17 protein-coding genes are annotated in these 16,733 nt (G+C 49.7%); 11 read left to right on the forward strand and 6 right to left on the reverse strand.

The genetic code is table 11. The annotated features are described in order from the left end of the window. The first annotated feature begins 22 nt into the window (after positions 1-22). From AAAU26_RS04250 to AAAU26_RS04260, 3 genes are read left to right on the forward strand one after another with little or no spacing between them, the layout of a single operon-like run. Positions 23-3,217: a YodL domain-containing protein gene (locus tag AAAU26_RS04250; RefSeq protein WP_227618669.1), complete on the forward strand. Its 3,195-nt coding sequence runs from the start codon at positions 23-25 to the stop codon at positions 3,215-3,217. Positions 3,218-3,220: 3 nt separating this feature from the next. Beyond that, positions 3,221-4,165 (forward strand): hypothetical protein, encoded by a 945-nt coding sequence (locus AAAU26_RS04255; protein ID WP_431834274.1) that lies wholly within the window; start codon positions 3,221-3,223, stop codon positions 4,163-4,165. A gap of 2 nt (positions 4,166-4,167) precedes the next feature. Then, the gene (locus AAAU26_RS04260; RefSeq protein ID WP_005922868.1) at positions 4,168-4,368 is read left to right on the forward strand and encodes a transposon-transfer assisting family protein; all 201 of its coding nucleotides are present in this window, start codon (positions 4,168-4,170) and stop codon (positions 4,366-4,368) included. A 115-nt stretch (positions 4,369-4,483) separates the two neighbouring features. Here the strand turns inward: AAAU26_RS04260 and AAAU26_RS04265 are convergent, their stop codons facing one another. The 4 genes from AAAU26_RS04265 to AAAU26_RS04280 all read right to left on the reverse strand — a co-directional run bounded on the left by AAAU26_RS04265 (position 4,484) and on the right by AAAU26_RS04280 (position 7,670). Continuing rightward, entirely contained in the window at positions 4,484-5,380 is an 897-nt protein-coding gene (locus tag AAAU26_RS04265; protein ID WP_227618670.1) for a BRO-N domain-containing protein, read from the reverse strand. A gap of 111 nt (positions 5,381-5,491) precedes the next feature. Then, positions 5,492-6,820, reverse strand: a complete 1,329-nt coding sequence (locus AAAU26_RS04270; RefSeq protein ID WP_129873382.1) for a relaxase/mobilization nuclease domain-containing protein — start codon at positions 6,818-6,820, stop codon at positions 5,492-5,494. Further along, a complete protein-coding gene (locus tag AAAU26_RS04275; RefSeq protein ID WP_097793304.1) occupies positions 6,781-7,110 on the reverse strand; it encodes a plasmid mobilization protein in 330 nt (109 codons plus the stop codon). The genes AAAU26_RS04270 and AAAU26_RS04275 overlap by 40 nt, the downstream gene beginning before the upstream one ends. A gap of 191 nt (positions 7,111-7,301) precedes the next feature. Beyond that, complete coding sequence (locus tag AAAU26_RS04280) at positions 7,302-7,670, reverse strand: helix-turn-helix transcriptional regulator (protein ID WP_097793305.1); 369 nt, start codon at positions 7,668-7,670, stop codon at positions 7,302-7,304. Positions 7,671-7,918: 248 nt separating this feature from the next. Here AAAU26_RS04280 and AAAU26_RS04285 point away from each other — a divergent pair, with 248 nt between their 5' ends. From AAAU26_RS04285 to AAAU26_RS04300, 4 genes are all read left to right on the forward strand, one after another. Then, positions 7,919-8,602 carry a response regulator transcription factor gene (locus tag AAAU26_RS04285; protein WP_097785029.1) on the forward strand — a complete coding sequence of 228 codons (684 nt, stop codon included), beginning with the start codon at positions 7,919-7,921 and terminating at the stop codon, positions 8,600-8,602. Continuing rightward, on the forward strand, positions 8,599-9,630 hold the full coding sequence (locus AAAU26_RS04290; RefSeq protein WP_156071501.1) for a sensor histidine kinase: 1,032 nt from the start codon (positions 8,599-8,601) through the stop codon (positions 9,628-9,630). The genes AAAU26_RS04285 and AAAU26_RS04290 overlap by 4 nt, the downstream gene beginning before the upstream one ends. 141 nt (positions 9,631-9,771) lie before the next feature. Next, positions 9,772-10,434: an ABC transporter ATP-binding protein gene (locus AAAU26_RS04295; protein WP_156071499.1), complete on the forward strand. Its 663-nt coding sequence runs from the start codon at positions 9,772-9,774 to the stop codon at positions 10,432-10,434. An 18-nt stretch (positions 10,435-10,452) separates the two neighbouring features. After that, the gene (locus AAAU26_RS04300) at positions 10,453-12,963 is read left to right on the forward strand and encodes an ABC transporter permease (RefSeq protein ID WP_227618671.1); all 2,511 of its coding nucleotides are present in this window, start codon (positions 10,453-10,455) and stop codon (positions 12,961-12,963) included. 124 nt (positions 12,964-13,087) lie between these two features. On the opposite strand, the gene AAAU26_RS04305 is transcribed toward AAAU26_RS04300, so the two are convergent. Beyond that, positions 13,088-13,252, reverse strand: a complete 165-nt coding sequence (locus AAAU26_RS04305; protein ID WP_227618672.1) for a hypothetical protein — start codon at positions 13,250-13,252, stop codon at positions 13,088-13,090. A 139-nt stretch (positions 13,253-13,391) separates the two neighbouring features. Continuing rightward, a complete protein-coding gene (locus tag AAAU26_RS04310; protein WP_227618673.1) occupies positions 13,392-13,541 on the reverse strand; it encodes a hypothetical protein in 150 nt (49 codons plus the stop codon). A gap of 30 nt (positions 13,542-13,571) precedes the next feature. Between AAAU26_RS04310 and AAAU26_RS04315 the strand changes: the two genes are divergently transcribed. From AAAU26_RS04315 to AAAU26_RS04330, 4 genes are all read left to right on the forward strand, one after another. Further along, a complete protein-coding gene (locus AAAU26_RS04315) occupies positions 13,572-14,003 on the forward strand; it encodes a sigma-70 family RNA polymerase sigma factor (protein WP_227618674.1) in 432 nt (143 codons plus the stop codon). Between the two features lie 6 nt (positions 14,004-14,009). After that, positions 14,010-14,255 carry a helix-turn-helix domain-containing protein gene (locus tag AAAU26_RS04320; protein ID WP_227618675.1) on the forward strand — a complete coding sequence of 82 codons (246 nt, stop codon included), beginning with the start codon at positions 14,010-14,012 and terminating at the stop codon, positions 14,253-14,255. 355 nt (positions 14,256-14,610) lie between these two features. Then, positions 14,611-14,790, forward strand: a complete 180-nt coding sequence (locus tag AAAU26_RS04325) for a hypothetical protein (RefSeq protein ID WP_005927535.1) — start codon at positions 14,611-14,613, stop codon at positions 14,788-14,790. Positions 14,791-14,888: 98 nt separating this feature from the next. Then, positions 14,889-16,598: a recombinase family protein gene (locus tag AAAU26_RS04330; protein WP_044960728.1), complete on the forward strand. Its 1,710-nt coding sequence runs from the start codon at positions 14,889-14,891 to the stop codon at positions 16,596-16,598. Positions 16,599-16,733: the final 135 nt, after the last annotated feature.

Below are 16,733 nucleotides of genomic sequence, written 5' to 3' on the forward strand. Positions count from 1 at the left end.
AGCAAAAAAGGAGTGTGACCAAATGAGCGAACTATTTTCCATCCAGCTGCAAAATCGACAGCAACAAGGCGGAGATGGCGTCTGGCTGGACCTGCCCACCACAACCGAACAGGTACAAGTGGCCCTGCGGCAAATCGGCATTTCGTCCGATAATCCGCAGGGCCTTTTCATTTCTGGCTACTTTGCCGAGGAAGAAAAACGCTTTGCAATTTCTTATAACATGGTGCTGGCATCCAATGTGGACGAACTGAACTTTCTGGCATCACGACTGGAAACCCTCTCTACCGGGGAACGCGCAGAGCTGAACGCCGCCCTGCAAGCCCCGCAGAGTGAGCTTTTCAGCATCGGGAGAATCACCGACTTTCCCGAAAACGTGGACTACTATGTGCATCTGCCGGATGTGCACGGGCCTGCCCAGCTAGGAGATTACTACCTGAATCGCTCCGGCATGGTGAATATGCCGGAAGAATGGAAAGGCGGCATCGACACGGCACAGTTTGGCCGGTATGTGGCTCAGCAGGAACAGGGTGCGTTCACCCAGTACGGCTACCTTGTCAAAAGCGGGGACGAGTGGCAGAAAGTCCACGAGGGCCAGCCTGTGCCGGAGGAATACCGGGTACTGTCCTTTCCTGCGCCGGAAGTTTTGCGAGATTCGGCCAACATCCCGCCACCTGTTCAGCCTGAAACGGAACCGCAGAAAGTTATTCCCATTATCCTAAACGGCAAGGACAGCGCGGAACGCATGAAAGAAATCACGGACCGGCTGGAAACAGGCATTCAAGAATTATTCGACAGTGACCGCTACAAGGCCTACCTCACCACGATGGCGAAATTCCACAATTACAGCTTCAACAACACCTTGCTGATCGCCATGCAGGGCGGGCAGCTGGTGGCGGGCTTCAACAAGTGGAAAGACACGTTCCACCGCACCGTAAAGAAAGGCGAAAAAGGCATCAAGATTCTGGCTCCTGCGCCGTACAAGGTCAAGCAGAAGATGGAAAAGCTGGACGAACAGGGCAAGCCGATTCTGGACAAGGACGGCAAGCCGCTGACCGAGGAAAAAACGGTACAGATTCCGGCGTTCAAGGTGGTGTCCGTGTTCGATGTCAGCCAGACCGAGGGCGCACCTCTGCCCTCTATCGCGGTGAATGAACTGTCCGGCAGCGTGCAGGACTACCAAGATTTTTTCAAGGCATTGGAGCAGGCATCCCCGGTACCCATCGGGTTTGAGGACATCGAGGGCGGGGCGCATGGTTACTTTCATCTTCTCGACAACCGCATTGCCATCCAAGAGGGCATGAGCCAGTTACAGACCATCAAGACGGCCATCCACGAGATTGCCCATGCCAAGCTCCACGCCATCGACCCCAACGACCCGGAACAGACCAACCGCCCGGACAGCCGCACCCGCGAGGTGCAGGCCGAAAGCGTGGCCTATACTGTCTGCCAGCACTATGGGCTGGACACGTCTGAGTATTCGTTTGGCTATGTGGCTGGGTGGAGTTCGGGCCGGGAACTGGCGGAACTGAAAGCCTCTCTGGAAGTTATCCGCAGCACAGCCCATGAGCTGATCTCTGCACTGGACGAACATCTGGCAGAGCTGCGCCAGCAGCGGGAAGCAGACCTTTCTGCTGCACAGGAGACTGCATTTGTGCTGGACAGTGGCAACACCCTGTTCATCCAGACCTGCGATTCCGGCTATGACTACACTCTGTATGGCCCGGACCACACGGCTCTGGACGGTGGGCAGCTGGACGCGCCCGGTCTGACCCTGCCAGATGCCGGGCAGGAAGCACTTAATCTGCTGGGGCAGACAGCCGCAGTGTCGGAAGTCCTGTTGGGCGACAAGCTGGCGGCGTTCCAAGAGGCGGCGGAAAAGGCAAACGAAATTCCCACGCCCATTAAAATTCCAGACCCCGCCGCAGAGCCTACGGTCACGGTTCTGTGGAGTGAAAGCGACAAGCTGCAGGACGGCGAAATCATGCCGCTGTCCGTGGCAAACCGAGTTTTTGAAAAACTGGACACCGCCCAGCACACGGACCGGGAAAAGGACGGCTACACGGGCGGCTGGTACGACAAGACCGCATTCCGTATTGATTTTACCCTGAACGGCCAGCCCGACAACTACGAGGGACGGCAAGATTTTGGTGACGGAGAGGGTTCTTTGGTTCAGCATATCCAGAACTACCACGAATACTACGCCAAGGACGAGAACTGGAAAAATTTTGTTCTGCACAACAAAGGCCCGGAAGCGTGGGAACAAGACAAGGCAGAGCGGGAAATGGTGCTGACCGAGTTTATCCCGTACCTCAAACAACATTGCAATCTTTCCGCTATGGAGCAGACCGCCGCCACCGCTTTGCAGGAGGGGCAGAACATTTCGCCGGAACAGGCGGCCTATTACAACGCTGTTGTGGCCTATGTGCAGGACTGCCGCCCGCTGCTCAACCAAGGCCAGTATGACTTGCCGGAACCGCCCAAGCTGGCCGACTTTGACCAGACCTTGCAGGACTATAAGGCACAGGTACAGGCCGAGATCGCGCAGGAAGCTGCCGATGCTGGAATGACCGTAGAGGAATACGCAGCGGCAGGCTTTGAAGCACCGCAGCAGGACAGCTTTTCCATCTACCAGCTGCGCAATGAAGATTCCACCCGCGATTACCGTTTTGAGCCCTACGACCGCCTGCAGGCCGCTGGTTTGTCCGTGGACAAGGCCAACTATACGGAGGTTTACGCCGCGCCGCTGGCTGCTGGCACCACGTTGGAGGACCTCTACCGCACGTTCAACGTGGACCATCCGGCAGATTTCAAGGGACACTCACTGTCTGTTTCGGATGTGGTGGTACTGCACCAGAATGGGCAGGACACCGCCCACTACTGCGACAGTGTGGGCTTCCAGCAGGTGCCGGAGTTCTTGCGGGAAAATCCGCTGCGTACCGCAGAACTTTCCACCGAACAAAACGAAAATATGATTGATGGCGTGCTGAACAATACGCCCTCTCTGGGCGAATTGGAGGCCAAAGCAAAAGCCGGAGAACAAATCTCTCTGACGGACCTTGCCGCCGCAGTCAAGGCCGAAGAAAAGGCACCAAAAGCCAAGAAGTCCCACACGGCCAAGCCGAAAAAGCCATCCATCCGGGCACAGCTGGATGCCGCAAAAAAGGAGCAGAGCAAGCAAACACCGCCACGGGAAAAGACAAAGGAATTGGAGGTATAAGCCGTGCAAAAATTTGAAAATATGGATGTGATCGCTGCGCTGGAAGCCATTATGCACCAGAACACCGCATACTATCAGGGCGATTTTGCCTATGACATCAAGATGCTGCGGGAGGCCGCCCGCAGCGACCAGCCGGAAGATAAGCTGCTGTTGTGGCTGTCCCGGCCTTCTGGAACATTCTGCTTCCGGGAACGGGACGTGCTGCTCAAAGACACGCAAGCCTACAACACATGGAAATTCTGCGGCGAACAGACCCATGACAGGATTCTTGCCTATGCGGTGGAGCTGACCGGCGCGGCCAACGGAACCGTGCAAGGCAATCTGTATGAACTGGACTATCAGCAGCACTTCCAGCACATCCGGGAAGTCGCCCTGCCCGTGGGTGCCAATCGTCTGATCTACGAAAGCGGGATGCGGGAGATTGGCCCGAAAAAGCATTTCGACAGCCGCCCGGACAAATATTTCGGGGAGTTCGTGCGGTATGAAATGCAGCCCCGTGACCCGGAACTTCTGCAAGCGGCCATCCGGCAGGAGCAGCGCAGCCGGGAACCGGCACGGCCCGGTGATTTCAAAGAACATCTTGCGGCACTGCACACCGGGCTGATTGAGGCCGAGGCCCAGCGCATTGCGGCAGACATGAAACGGCTGGCTGCTCCCAACAGCCCGGACAAGAATCATTTTATGGTGGAGGTATCGCCCTATTTTACCAAACTGGCATCCAGCCGGGACACGGACCAGCTGCTTGCCATGCTGCCGTACAAATCCATGCACCTTTCCAGCGTGAAAGACCGTTTCGGCATCTATGCGCTGGTTGACAAAAAGGAGAACCGGGACAGGGGCATCCGCAAGCCCCGTGCTTCCGTCCGCAAGCAGCTTTCCGAAACAAAACAGGCCGCCAGCCCGAAAAAGGCAGCGGCCCGCAGCAAACAACATGAAATGGAGGTCTGACCATGAATTTCAGCGTGGAAGAAGAAAATTTGATCTGTATGTACCACACCTCTGACCGCCGCCGAACGATGGCGCGGATGCTGACCGCCCTGCCGGACATGGACACGGAAATGCGGCGGCTGGCAAACGGCACCATTGCAAAGTTGGAGCACATGACCGATGCTGACTTTGACGGACAGAGGTTTGATTTTACGGGTGAATAATACCGCCAGCTTAACAATGGCACATTATTTTCAGTGAAAGTAATGTGCCATTGTCAACACAGAAATAGCCGGACACGGTGGCCTTGTGGCTGCTGTGTCCGGCTATTTTCATGTATCAGTCTTTATCTTTTTTCTCGGTGGGATTTTCTGGCAGTTCGGCGGCATCTTCTACAATGTCGGTCACAAGCTGCTGGAAGTCAAACGCATTCTTTTCTGTGATAACGGGCTTGCCGGTTTCCGCTTCAAGAGCCTGCCGCGCAATGCCGGCCACTTTGCCGCCGCGTTTAGCAACCTGCTTGTTTTCTTCAAAGGTCTGCGGCTTTGCAGTCTTGGAAATATCCGTGGTAGATGCTTCCGCCAGCATGGTCAGCACAAGTTCCAAATCGGTCATGTTGTCCCGGAGATTTTCTTTTGTCAGACCTTTCAGCCGCTTGTACTGCCCCGTGGTCATGCCGGACCATGCGCGGGAGATTTCATCGGTCAGGATGGCGTACTCCTTGCCCTTTTGCACTCCGCGCTTCTTCCATTCGTCCGTTAGTTCGTTGCGGATGCGGATTGCCAAAAGCCGCTGGTGAATCCATTCTTCGGAGTAGCTTTTCTTCAAATAGGTATCAAGCGCACGGTCAATAGCTTGCTCCGGGTCGATGGTTTCTTCGATGCGTTCCTTGCCCACCATTGCCAGCCATGCCTTGAACGGTTCAGCTTTCGGGGACGGGATGGACTGGATGATACGCAAAAGCTGTTCGGTGTTGGCGACATCTGTCTTGTACCGTTTTCCATCAGAGGACAACATTTTCAGTTGTACGATTTTTTCGTACAACTCATTTGCCCCCTCAGCTTTCAGCTTACGCTTCAGGTCACTCCAATATCGCCGTGGATTGGCTGTTCCAGTTAAAACAGAAATAACATCAATAATCGAAAAATACCATTCTTCCTTTTCTGCATCCCATGCAGTACGGATTTTCTGATCTTCAAAAAGCTGGATAGAGCCGTTATCGTTCACTTCTGCCATAGAGGGTTCCTCGCTTTCGTTGTCTAAGTCTATTTTACATGATTTCGGGCGGAAACGCCACCCGGTCTAAGCGTTTGGGATTCAAAAATCCGAACAATATTTTGTGCAGATTTACCGTTCCTGCATCTGCTCCTTTCCCGGTGCTGTCCGCAGAATGCCGTCCACATTCTGCTTTATGATGCCATACTCCTGCATCTGGCGTTTGGCATCATTGTACTGCCGCTGCATCTGGTCTTTCTGCTCGGCCAGTTGCTTATACTCGTTTTTCAGGGCGTAGAGGTCGGGCAGCTTTTGAAAGCCCTGCTCTTTTAGAGCTTTCGCCGCTGCTTCATAGAGAATCAAGGTTCCTTCATGCTTACGTCGGAACTGCTTTTTGTCAGCAGCCCGCTGATACTCCTGCAACAGTGGGCGCAGTTCTTTACAGGTGGTGACATCCTTTATCAGCACGGCCATTTCAGCAAGCCGGCGCTCTGCTGCTTTCAATGCGGCGGCAGCTTCGGTGCTGGCGGCGGTGATCTCGGCCACCCGGCTTTCCAAATCCGGGTAACTATCAATTTCATGCTCCGTCAGAAAGTTCAGCGTCCGGGCAGCCTGTTTCAGATTGTGGAGTTTTGCCCACTTCTCATACCCTGCGGACTGCTGGGCCTTGATGCTGTTCTCCAAATCAATCCGCAGCGAAATTTTATGGTTTTCTTTGGGCTTCCGTTCCACGGACCGTCCTTTAATGCGCTCGGTAATAGCTTCCTCGGTATAGGCTTCTCCCAGTGTTTTGCAGCGGGTGAACCGTTCCTGTCCGGGCGCACGGAACGAAACATACTTGCCACGCTTTACCTCGTAGCCCTGCTCCTGCAGGAGCCGCAGAAAATCGTCAAAATCCTTGGCCTGCGGAATGGCTGCATCTATGGCGGCTTTCAGCTTCGCCTTCCAACTCGTGCCCTTGCGGTGCGCGTCCCACTCGGCATAGCTCTTGCCCCTGTCTTGGCCGGGCATTACCACGGACAGGCCATGTTCCTTGCACAGCCGGTCGCTGATGCGCCGGATGTAGGCATAGCTTTGTCGGTTGGAAACATACTTTCGCTGATTCACCATGTCCACAGCACAGAAGATGATGTGATTATGGACGTGCCCTTTGTCAATGTGCGTGGTCAGCACATACGGGTATTTGCCTTGCAGGACTTCATCTGCAAGCTGCCGGCCAATCTCGTGGGCCCGCTCCGGCGTGGTTTCGCCCGGCGCAAAAGACTGTATCAGGTGGTGGGCCAGATTGTTGCCTTTCTGCATGGCTTGTGATAGCAGCAGTTCAAATTCGATGTCGGCGGTTTCATAGGAGCAGGCAAAGGAGGACACCAGCATTTTTTCATCCGTCTTGGCTGGATTCTCGATGTAGTCCAGTGCCTTTTTCAGCGTTGACTTGATAGGATGTATCTTTGTAACTGCCATATCTGTGCCAGCGCTCCCTTGATGTCCGCAACGTCTTGTGTGTACAGCGGCCCCATGCTGTTCAGCCGCCGCGCGATCTGATTGACGTTGACACCAATCTTTTGCAGTTCGGCGGTTTGCGCCCGGATGTCGGTGGTGTCGATGTGGACAACATAACCGTCTATCAGCATCTTCCGGGCGTATGCAGAAAAGTTCCGGGTATGCAGCAGAGCCATCTTCTGCCGGATAAGTTCCCGTTCCTCCGGCGTCACGGGAACACGCAGAACAATTTTTCGGGTTCGGTTCGTCATAGTTTCACCTCGTTTCTTGGGGGTCTGGGGTACTCCCCAGCAAGCATTTCTGCCGGGAGTGGCTACACTCCCTATGCTTGCTACGTTACCTTTCCCCACTACTATGACACCACAACACCCCCGTTCTGCTCGCAAAATGCAAAAAAATAAGAGGACGCTTTTTGCATCCTCTCAATGACCATGCGTGGCAATCAGACACACGCATGTTCTTTTTCCTGTTCATGGATTCGCAGGGCACCGTCAATGGCACCTTCTACGATGGGCAAGTATTCTTCCGGGCAAAGCTGCAGCTTGTGGCTGACCCGCTGACGCTCTGCACTTTCTTCCCGCATAAGTTCCGGGTTGAAGTACCGTTCCACCGGCAGACCACATATTTTTATCAGCTGAATCACCACCGGCAAGCTGGGCAACGTGCCTTCGTTTTCGATGTTCGCAAGATACCGGCTGTCACAATGTATCATGTCGGCCAGCGCACTGCGGGAAAGCTGTTTTGCCTTTCGTGCTGCCTTGACATCCGCTCCGAACGTTTCAAAGCCGGGACAGTCCTCAATTTTTGCCATTCTGCATCACCCATATACATTTTATAGTTCATGGACGACACATGGAATGTTGTAAAAGCTATTCTGATTACACTTTATATTTCATCCTTCTGCGTTGCTATTATTAGTGCAGCCATATATAATGAGGCTGGACCGTTCTTTGCAAGAGAAAAGGCACGTTTCCCGTTTTAATTATCAGAGAAAATCACTCCATCGTGAGGTTTCTGTGACATTTGGGCGCTACACTGAAAATGAAGGAGTGTTATACCATGCGAATTTTAGTAGTCGAGGATGATCGACTTTTGAATAATACTTTATGCTATAACTTGAATACTGCGGGCTATGCGGTTGATTCTGCACTGACAAAATCAGCGGCCAGTAGTTTCTTGACGAAGCAGGACTATGACCTGATTGTGCTGGATGTAAATTTGCCGGACGGGAACGGTTTTGACTTCTGTCGGGAGGTAAAAGAACGCCGCCCCGATACCGCTATTATTTTTCTGACCGCAAATGATATGGAAAGCGATATGCTCAAAGGGTATGAACTGGGCGCAGAGGATTATGTGACAAAGCCTTTCCCTATGAGCGTCTTTCAAAAGAAACTGGCGGTGGTGCTGGGGCGGCTGACAAAACAATATGGTGGTGATACTTATGAGGATGGCACACTGACCATCAATTTTTCAGAGATGAGTGCTGCCCTGTCAGGAAAGCCACTTACATTCACCCCACTGGAATATCGACTTTTGAAAATCCTGATGAAAAATCCACAGATCGTTTTGACGCGGCAAGTCTTGTTGGAAAAACTGTGGGACGCAGACGGAAATTTTGTGGATGAACACGCTCTGACTGCGGCTATCAGCCGGGTACGAAACAAAATCGAAACACCCGACCGTCAGTACATCAAAACGGTATATGGTATGGGCTATATGTGGATCGGAGGGGCGCTGAAATGAATGTGCGAAAGCTTTCCGTCAACAAAGCCTGTATCTTTTTAGCTGTTCTCCTGCTGGCGGCAATGGTGACGGTTTCAGTGGCTTTATATGCGTTGACCCAAGATATAACCGCTGTTTGGTATGTACTATTGTTCGGCATCTTTGTGCTGTTTTGCTCTATTTGTTTTATGGTGCTGGTTCGCCGCAAATTGGCGATGTTCTCCGATGCTTTTTGCAGTTTGATGGATGATATGTTGTCCGGGAATATGCAGCCGAAACAGACTGTGGAAGAAGAAAGTCTTTTCTATAAAATTGAATATCGGTTGAACCGTTTGTATGAAATCATGCAGGAAAACAAGAACAGCATTGCACAAGAGCGGGCTGACTTGCAAGAACTTATTTCCGATATTTCTCATCAGGTCAAGACCCCGATTGCGAACTTGAAAGTGATTAACAGCACCCTGCTTGAAAATGAAATCCCTGTGCAAAAGCAAAAAGAGTTTCTTACAGCACAGGCCACCCAACTTGATAAACTGGATTTTCTCATGCAGGCTATGATTAAAACCTCGCGTCTGGAAACAGGTGTCATTTCTCTGGAAAAGAAAAGCCAGCCGCTTTATGACACGCTTGCCGCCGCATTGGGAGGTATCCTTCTGAACGCCGAGAAAAAACAGATCAATGTTCAAGTGGACTGCCCGGAGAGCTTGATCGTTTCTCATGACAGAAAATGGACAGGTGAAGCGCTGTTCAACATTTTGGATAATGCGGTGAAATATACGCCGGAGGGCGGTCAAATCCGGGTTTCGGTTGAAAGTTGGGAAATGTATGTGAAAATTGACATTACTGATACAGGCATTGGCATCTCAGAACAGCATCAGGGGGCAATTTTCAAGCGGTTCTATCGGGAGGACATCGTACATGATGTAGATGGAATTGGTATTGGTCTATATCTGGCTCGTGAGATCGTAACCTTGCAAGGCGGTTATATCCGGGTAATATCCGAGGTTGGGAGGGGTTCAACTTTTTCCGTCTTTCTGCCTCGACAATAAAATAAGTACGCTAAAAAACAAAATGTCACAGGCCTATGACATTTGAGATTTAATTAAACAGAGGTATTTTGTTTCCCGTGACATTTCTGTGAGGTTTACCTTTTATGATAGAGCCATCAAAAAGAAAGGGTGGTGTTCTATATGAACATATTACAAACGACAGATTTGAAGAAATATTACGGCACCGAACCGAACATTACAAAAGCATTGGATGGCGTGACCCTATCCATTGAGGAAGGTGAATTTGTTGCCATTGTTGGTACTTCCGGCAGCGGTAAGTCTACTTTGCTGAACATGATGGGCGGGTTAGATACGCCAACTTCCGGCAGTATTAAAGTAAAAGGGAAAGAATTATCGAAACTCAAGGATGAACAGCTTACCATCTTCCGCAGACGTAACATCGGGTTTATCTTTCAGAATTACAATCTTGTTCCTGTGCTAAATGTCTATGAAAATATTGTCCTGCCGGTGGAGCTGGATGGTGATACCGTGGACAAGCGGTTTATGGATGAAGTCGTGAAAATGTTGGCTCTCGATGGGAAGCTGAACAGTATGCCTAACAATCTGTCCGGCGGCCAGCAGCAGCGTGTAGCGATTGCCCGCGCCCTTGTTTCCAAACCAGCTATTATACTTGCAGATGAACCGACAGGCAATTTGGATAGCCGGACAAGTAGTGATGTTCTTGGTTTGCTGAAAGTTACAAGTCAGAAGTTCCATCAAACGCTTGTAATGATTACCCATAACAATGAAATTGCCCAGCTTGCCGACCGAATTATCCGTATTGAGGACGGAAAAATCGCATAGTGACAGGGGGTGACATTGATGGATGATATTTTATTTGGGAACAATAATCAGGCAACAATCAATCGTCTTGCCAAAAGAAGCTACCGCGCTAATAAGCAGAGAAATGTTTTCGTTACCATCGCATTATTCTTGACCGCCTTTATGATTACATCTGTGTTTAGTTTGGGGTGCAGTTATTTTGAAACCTATCAAATGCAGCAAATTCGTGCGATGGGCACGACTGCGGATGTGGCAATTACAAGCCTCTCAGAAGAACAATATGTAGAATTGAGCCAATCCGGCTTGGTATCCGTAGTTGGTGTCAGTCAGAGATTGGGCAGCATTGATACATCTGGAATGGACGATGCCCTGCTGAGTATTACTTGGATAGACGAAACAGAATGGCAAGAACACCGTGTACCAACAATTTCGGATATACACGGAGATTATCCGCAAGCAAAAAATGAAATTATGCTCCCTACATGGGCTTTGCGTGCAATGGGGATTGATGATCCACAGATAGGGATGAATATTTCCCTTTCCTATCAGCTCGGAACAGATTATCAATACAGCTCCGATGAATTTGTTTTGTCAGGCTATTACACAGATTATTCGGCTTCGCGTGCAGGCAACCGTGGTGCTGCTTATGTTTCGGAGCTTTTTGCAACACAAACAGGGCTTCCCTTTGATAGTGTGTCTACCGCCATGATTTCTTTTTCTGATGACAGTAATGCCCTGCGATCCTGTGAAAAACTAAAACGGAAGATTTCGTTTACAGAAAGCCAGTCCTTTGAAATTGTACCTATTGCTCAGAGTAATTCCACCACCATTGTTCTTCCACTGGCTGCTATTATCGTCTTTATCATTATCAGCGGCTATTTGCTGATTTATAACATTCTGTATATCTCAATTTCAAGAGATACACAATTCTATGGACAGCTTAAAACGATAGGCACGACAAAAAGACAAATCAAGCGAATCGTGCGTTCTCAAATATTCAGAACGGCGGTGATCGGTATTCCCAGCGGCCTGATTGTCGGTGGTATTGTTTCGCTTGGACTTGTTCCGTTTGCCATGAATATAATGTACTCAGGCGATACAGACCTTGGGGAGATAGTGTCCTTTTCCCCCATTATTTTTGCGGGTGCCGCAATCTTCACATTTTTTACCGCAATCATCGGCAGCATGAAACCAGCGAAAATAGCTGCAAGTATTTCTCCTGTTGCGGCTTTACGCTATACGGAGGCAAATACAAGGAGTTACCGAGATCATAAGAGCCATAGAACAAAATTATCCCGGATGGCACGAGATAATATTTTTAGAAACCCTAAAAGCGCTGTCCTTACTTTTGCGTCCTTATTTTTAGGCTTAATATTGTTTTTGGTTTCTGCTGGTTTACTATCAAGCCTAAGTCCAGACAATTTTGTAAATCAATGGGGAGAAAGTGATTTCGCATTGACTTACAGCATTTTCGAAGAAGGAAACCTGCTCTCTGATGAAATGTTGCAGCAAGTTGCAACAATGCAGGGAATTGAAAATCTGCGCGTCACTTATTCCGCTTCACCGTGGCCCACTATGGATGTCATTTACAGCGAAAATGTATTCGGGAAATATATTGATTCCTTGGATGGCGTATCGGGTCTTGATTTTTCAAATGCGGAAACACGGAAAAACTATACAGATAATTTTTGGAGCGGCGTTTACGGAATAGATTCCAGATATATCGAAGAACTTAATAAAACGCTTGATAAGCCTATTGACTTAACAGCCTTTGAAAAGGGAGAGTTGGTGGTTTTGTCCGCTATGACGGATGCTGAGGGAAACCCATTGATTCAGCCAGGGCAAGCAATCACCGTTGTCGGTGAGTCCGGAGAACTGGCCTTTACAGTGGCAACTGGCTTTCTGGACGCTGATTTTCAAAGTGGTCGAGGAAATGAGAGAGGTACTGCCCCTGATTTGTATATCAGTGAGCAGGCATTAGAGAAGTTGTCTGGAGAAACTAAAATCTTTCGGATTGCTTTTGATACTATTGATAGCAGTTATGATAAAGGGATTATGGAGCAGCTTCAATCCATTACTGCTTCGTCACCGGGCATTACGATTCTGTCACGATATGAAAAGCAGCAAGAAATGGCCGGATATTTGCTGACCTCAAGGATTATAGCCGCAGGGTTGTCCACTGTATTTTTGCTGATAGGAATTATGAATTTCATTAACACAATGGTTGTTAGTGTAAATACTCGGAAACATGAATTTGCCACACTTGAAAGTATAGGAATGACGAAAAAGCAAATTAGAAATGTATTGCTTTGGGAAGGCGGGTATTATTGGAGTATTTCTTTCCTACTGCTTGCCACACTGGGAACAGCGATATATATTCCGATATACTCAGCCTTTAGAAAAATGGTTCCTTATGCAGCTTTTCACTATCCTGTATTTTCTCTGTTGGTTGTCGCAGCTATTGTTTTACTGGTCTGCTTGGCAACTCCCGTCATAACTTTCATGCAAAATGTTAAGCAAAGCGTTGTAGAGAGACTGCGGCAGAATTAAATATTTGCGATGAAAACCGGGAGATTATTCTCCCGGTTTTTCAAATCTCACAGGTTCGTGAGATTTCAGCCCATTATTCTGTCGAAACAGCGTGTGTCGGTGACATTTCTGTGAGGATTGCTTGTTAAGATAAACGCAAAAGGAACAAGCTGCCGCACGACGGCAAAAGAAAAAAGCCGTCGTACAGCAGCCTATCAACACGCCCATTTGAAGCGGCGGCTTTTGAGAAAATCAAGGCCGCCGGTTCTTTTTGCGTATCAGAGCGTTTCATCGTCTGTATGGCGGCCATAGGAGGATGCCGCCATGCGCCTGATATTCTATCGACCGTTCAATCTTGACCTATCAAAAAAAGCCTTGCTCCCGCACAGGGTCAGCAGGGCTTTTACTATGTACTATACAATGTAGCTGCTACGCGTTTAATACTGCCATTATGCCCGGTTGGCCGTTTTCGGTTTGCTGGGCTTTTCTGTTGCCACCTGAAAAGCTGCCTGCTTCAAAAAATATTTTTGGAAATTTTCAAAAAAGCGGGCAGAATCGGGTGTTTCAGGTGTCATATTAGCGGAAAGGGAAAAATCCACCCGACATCCCCACGGAAAGGGGGTGAGAAGATGGAAGCTATCCCTCGCAACGATGGCGAACAGTACCGATTCGATGCGTTCTGCAAAGCGGTACTGCGAAATGAGGCCCGGAACTATCACCGAAATAAGAAACGCTTACTTGACCGTGAAAAGTCATTCAGCGTTCTTTCATTGGAAGAACTGGGGCAGCTCACGAGTGTAGACCATTATCCGAGCGAAGAATTTATATTTTCGTCCTACGGCTGTGATCTGCACCTCGACAATGAGCTTGTTGCCAATGCGTTTGCCGCCCTGCCAAAGCAAGAACAAAGCATTCTGATTCTGTTTTGCGTTCTGGAACTGGGCGATGGCGAGATTGGCGACCTCATGGGAATGTCCCGGAGTGCTGTACAGCGCCACCGGACAAAAACGCTGAACGAGCTGCAAAAAAAGCTAAAGGCGCACTTGCCGGAGGGAGGTTAGGCGTAAATGAACTCCTATGAACACGCGAGCAGAGAGTTTTTACCGCTCTCGGTGATTCGCTCTGCCTGCGCTGGGGACCCCGATGCAGTTGAACAGGTTTTGCGACATTACAGAGGCTATATCATCAAGCTCTGTACAGGCATTTTCTATGACAAGCACGGTCAGCCTCATGTGTGCATAGACGAGTACATGAAACGCCATCTGGAAATCAAACTGATTTCTTCTATTGTAACCAAAGCCGAAACGGGCTGACCCTTTCCACGTTTCGGGACTGCACCTTGAAAAATATGCCCGCAGGACAATGGCGGTGCATTATAGGGCAAACGGATACGTTGCTGTCTGTATCGAGCCGGACGGCGGGTGCGCCACGATGCTTTTCTTTGAAAAGTGGAGCGATCACCACCCCGCCGCAATGCAAGCGCGGCTGCTTGCGGGCCATGACATACAGACAGGCTGATACTCCCTTACCGTCAAGGTCCGAGCGTTCAGAGCGTCGCAGGCAATGAGTAGGGCTGCATGAGGAATGCAGGGGTGAGATTCCCGTGGGTTGCTGCCAGCAGCCGTCCGTTGGCTCATTTTTTGATTTTTAAGAAAGGGGATTTTTACGATGCAAGCGAAAAAGACAAACCCTGAAAAAACAAAAAATCCAGAGATGCTTACTCTGGATTCGACTTATCGTATTGGCAATCGTTCCTTTATCGTTGAGCCGGTGTTCAAAGAAGAAAGCTCCCAGACCTTAGGAGAAGTTCTTCTCCGGCTGATGAAATCCGAAAGCGAAAAATTATAATGACCTTTCGGGAGGCAGCGGACAGAGAAAGCGGATTGTGTTATAATATAGGTGTACAAGTGAATTTGCTATTCGACTGTCCCAAGAAAGGAGCGAGTATGAAACAGTCGAGTAACAAGAAATCCCGTGAAGCAACCGCTTTTCTCTATGAGCGTCTTTCCCGTGATGATAATTTGGAGGGCGAGAGTTACAGCATCGGCAACCAAAAGAAGCTACTCACCAAAGTTGCAAAAGAAAAAGGCTATACCAATCTGGTTCACTTTCTGGATGATGGCATTTCCGGCGTGACCATGAACCGTCCCGGTTTCGTTGAAATGATGCAGCAGCTTGAACAAGGGAAAGCCTCCGCTGTGTTCGTCAAAGACCTTTCCCGTCTGGGCCGAAACTATATCGAGGTCGGGCGGCTGACAGAAGAATTTTTCCCAGACCATGACATCCGACTTGTTGCCGTTTCGGACAACATCGACACGGCCGAGGGAGAAAATGAACTGGCACCCATCCGAAACCTGTTCAATGAGTGGTATGCCCGTGACATCAGCAAGAAACGCCGTATCAGTAATAAAATCAAAGGCAACTCCGGCGAACCGATGGGACTTCCTCCCTATGGATATATCAAGGACCCGAACAATCCCAAGCATTGGGTCATTGATGAAGAAGCTGCACAAGTTGTCCGGCGCATTTTTGATATGACGTTGGAGGGCTTTGGTACGGAACAGATTGCCACCCAGTTTGAAAAGGAAGGCATCCTGACGCCGCAGGCCTACTGGATTCAGAAAGGCATCGGCCGTCCCGGAAAGACCAAGACGCGCCCCGCCACCAAGTGGAATGGCTCCACGATTACCCATCTTCTGTACCAGCAGGAGTATTGTGGTGATGTTCTGAACTTCAAAACCTACTCCAAGTCCTACAAGAACAAGAAGCGGATTCATAACGACCCGGAAAATTGGGTAGTGTTCCAAGATGTTCACGAGCCCATTATTGAACGTGCCGTATTTGAACAGGTACAGCAGAAACGCGGAAAGATGCGCAAACGTCGTACCAGCAACGGAGAACACAATATGTTCTCCGGCCTGCTTGTCTGCGCAGACTGCGGCTGCAATCTGCACTTCCACTTCAATCAGGGCAACCCGGAAATCAAGTATTTCAACTGCTCCAACTACAAGGGCAACCGTGGCACCTGCCAATCCACCCACTACATCAGGGTAGACTTTCTGGAAGAAGTGGTGCTGGGCGAGATTCGGCGGCTGACCAAGTTTGCCAGCCTCTATGAGGACGACTTTTTGAAGGCTGTTATCGGGCACTCCCAGCAGGCGGACGAAGCCGACCGCAAGCTGAAAGAGAAAGAGTTGAAAGCACTCCTTGCCCGTGATGAAGAACTGGACGGCCTCTTTGAGCGCATCTATGAGGACAATGTTTCCGGCAAAATCTCTGACGAACGCTTTTCCAGAATGTCCCGGAGATACGAGGACGAGCAAAAGGAGCTGACCGAGAAAATCAAACAGCTCCGCTCCGAAATCGAAAAGCAGAGCAGCCGCACCATGACAACGGATATGTTCATCAGTCTGGTTCGCAAGTACACCAGAGCAAAAAAGCTGACACCCCGGATGCTGAATGAACTGGTGGAAAAAATCGAAGTGTTCAATGCAGAAAAGGTCAACGGTGTATGGGAGCAGCGGCTCCGCATTCACTACAACTGCGTGGGCACCATCGAGATTCCAAGCGCACTTCCTTTGCCGACACCTGATGTGTCGGTGAATACAAGAAAAGGCGTAGTTGTGAACTACGCCCCCTGTGATGTCGCTATTTAGCAAATAAAAAATGACGAATGTTCTTTGACAGCTAAATGCTGTAAGAACATTCGTCATGGTGCGGATAAGAGGACTTGAACCTCCACCGAGTTGCCCCGATTAGAACCTGAATCTAACGCGTCTGCCAATTCCGCC

The sequence above is a fragment of the Faecalibacterium longum genome, assembly GCF_040094125.1.
GTDB classification, from domain to species: Bacteria; Bacillota; Clostridia; order Oscillospirales; family Ruminococcaceae; genus Faecalibacterium; species Faecalibacterium longum.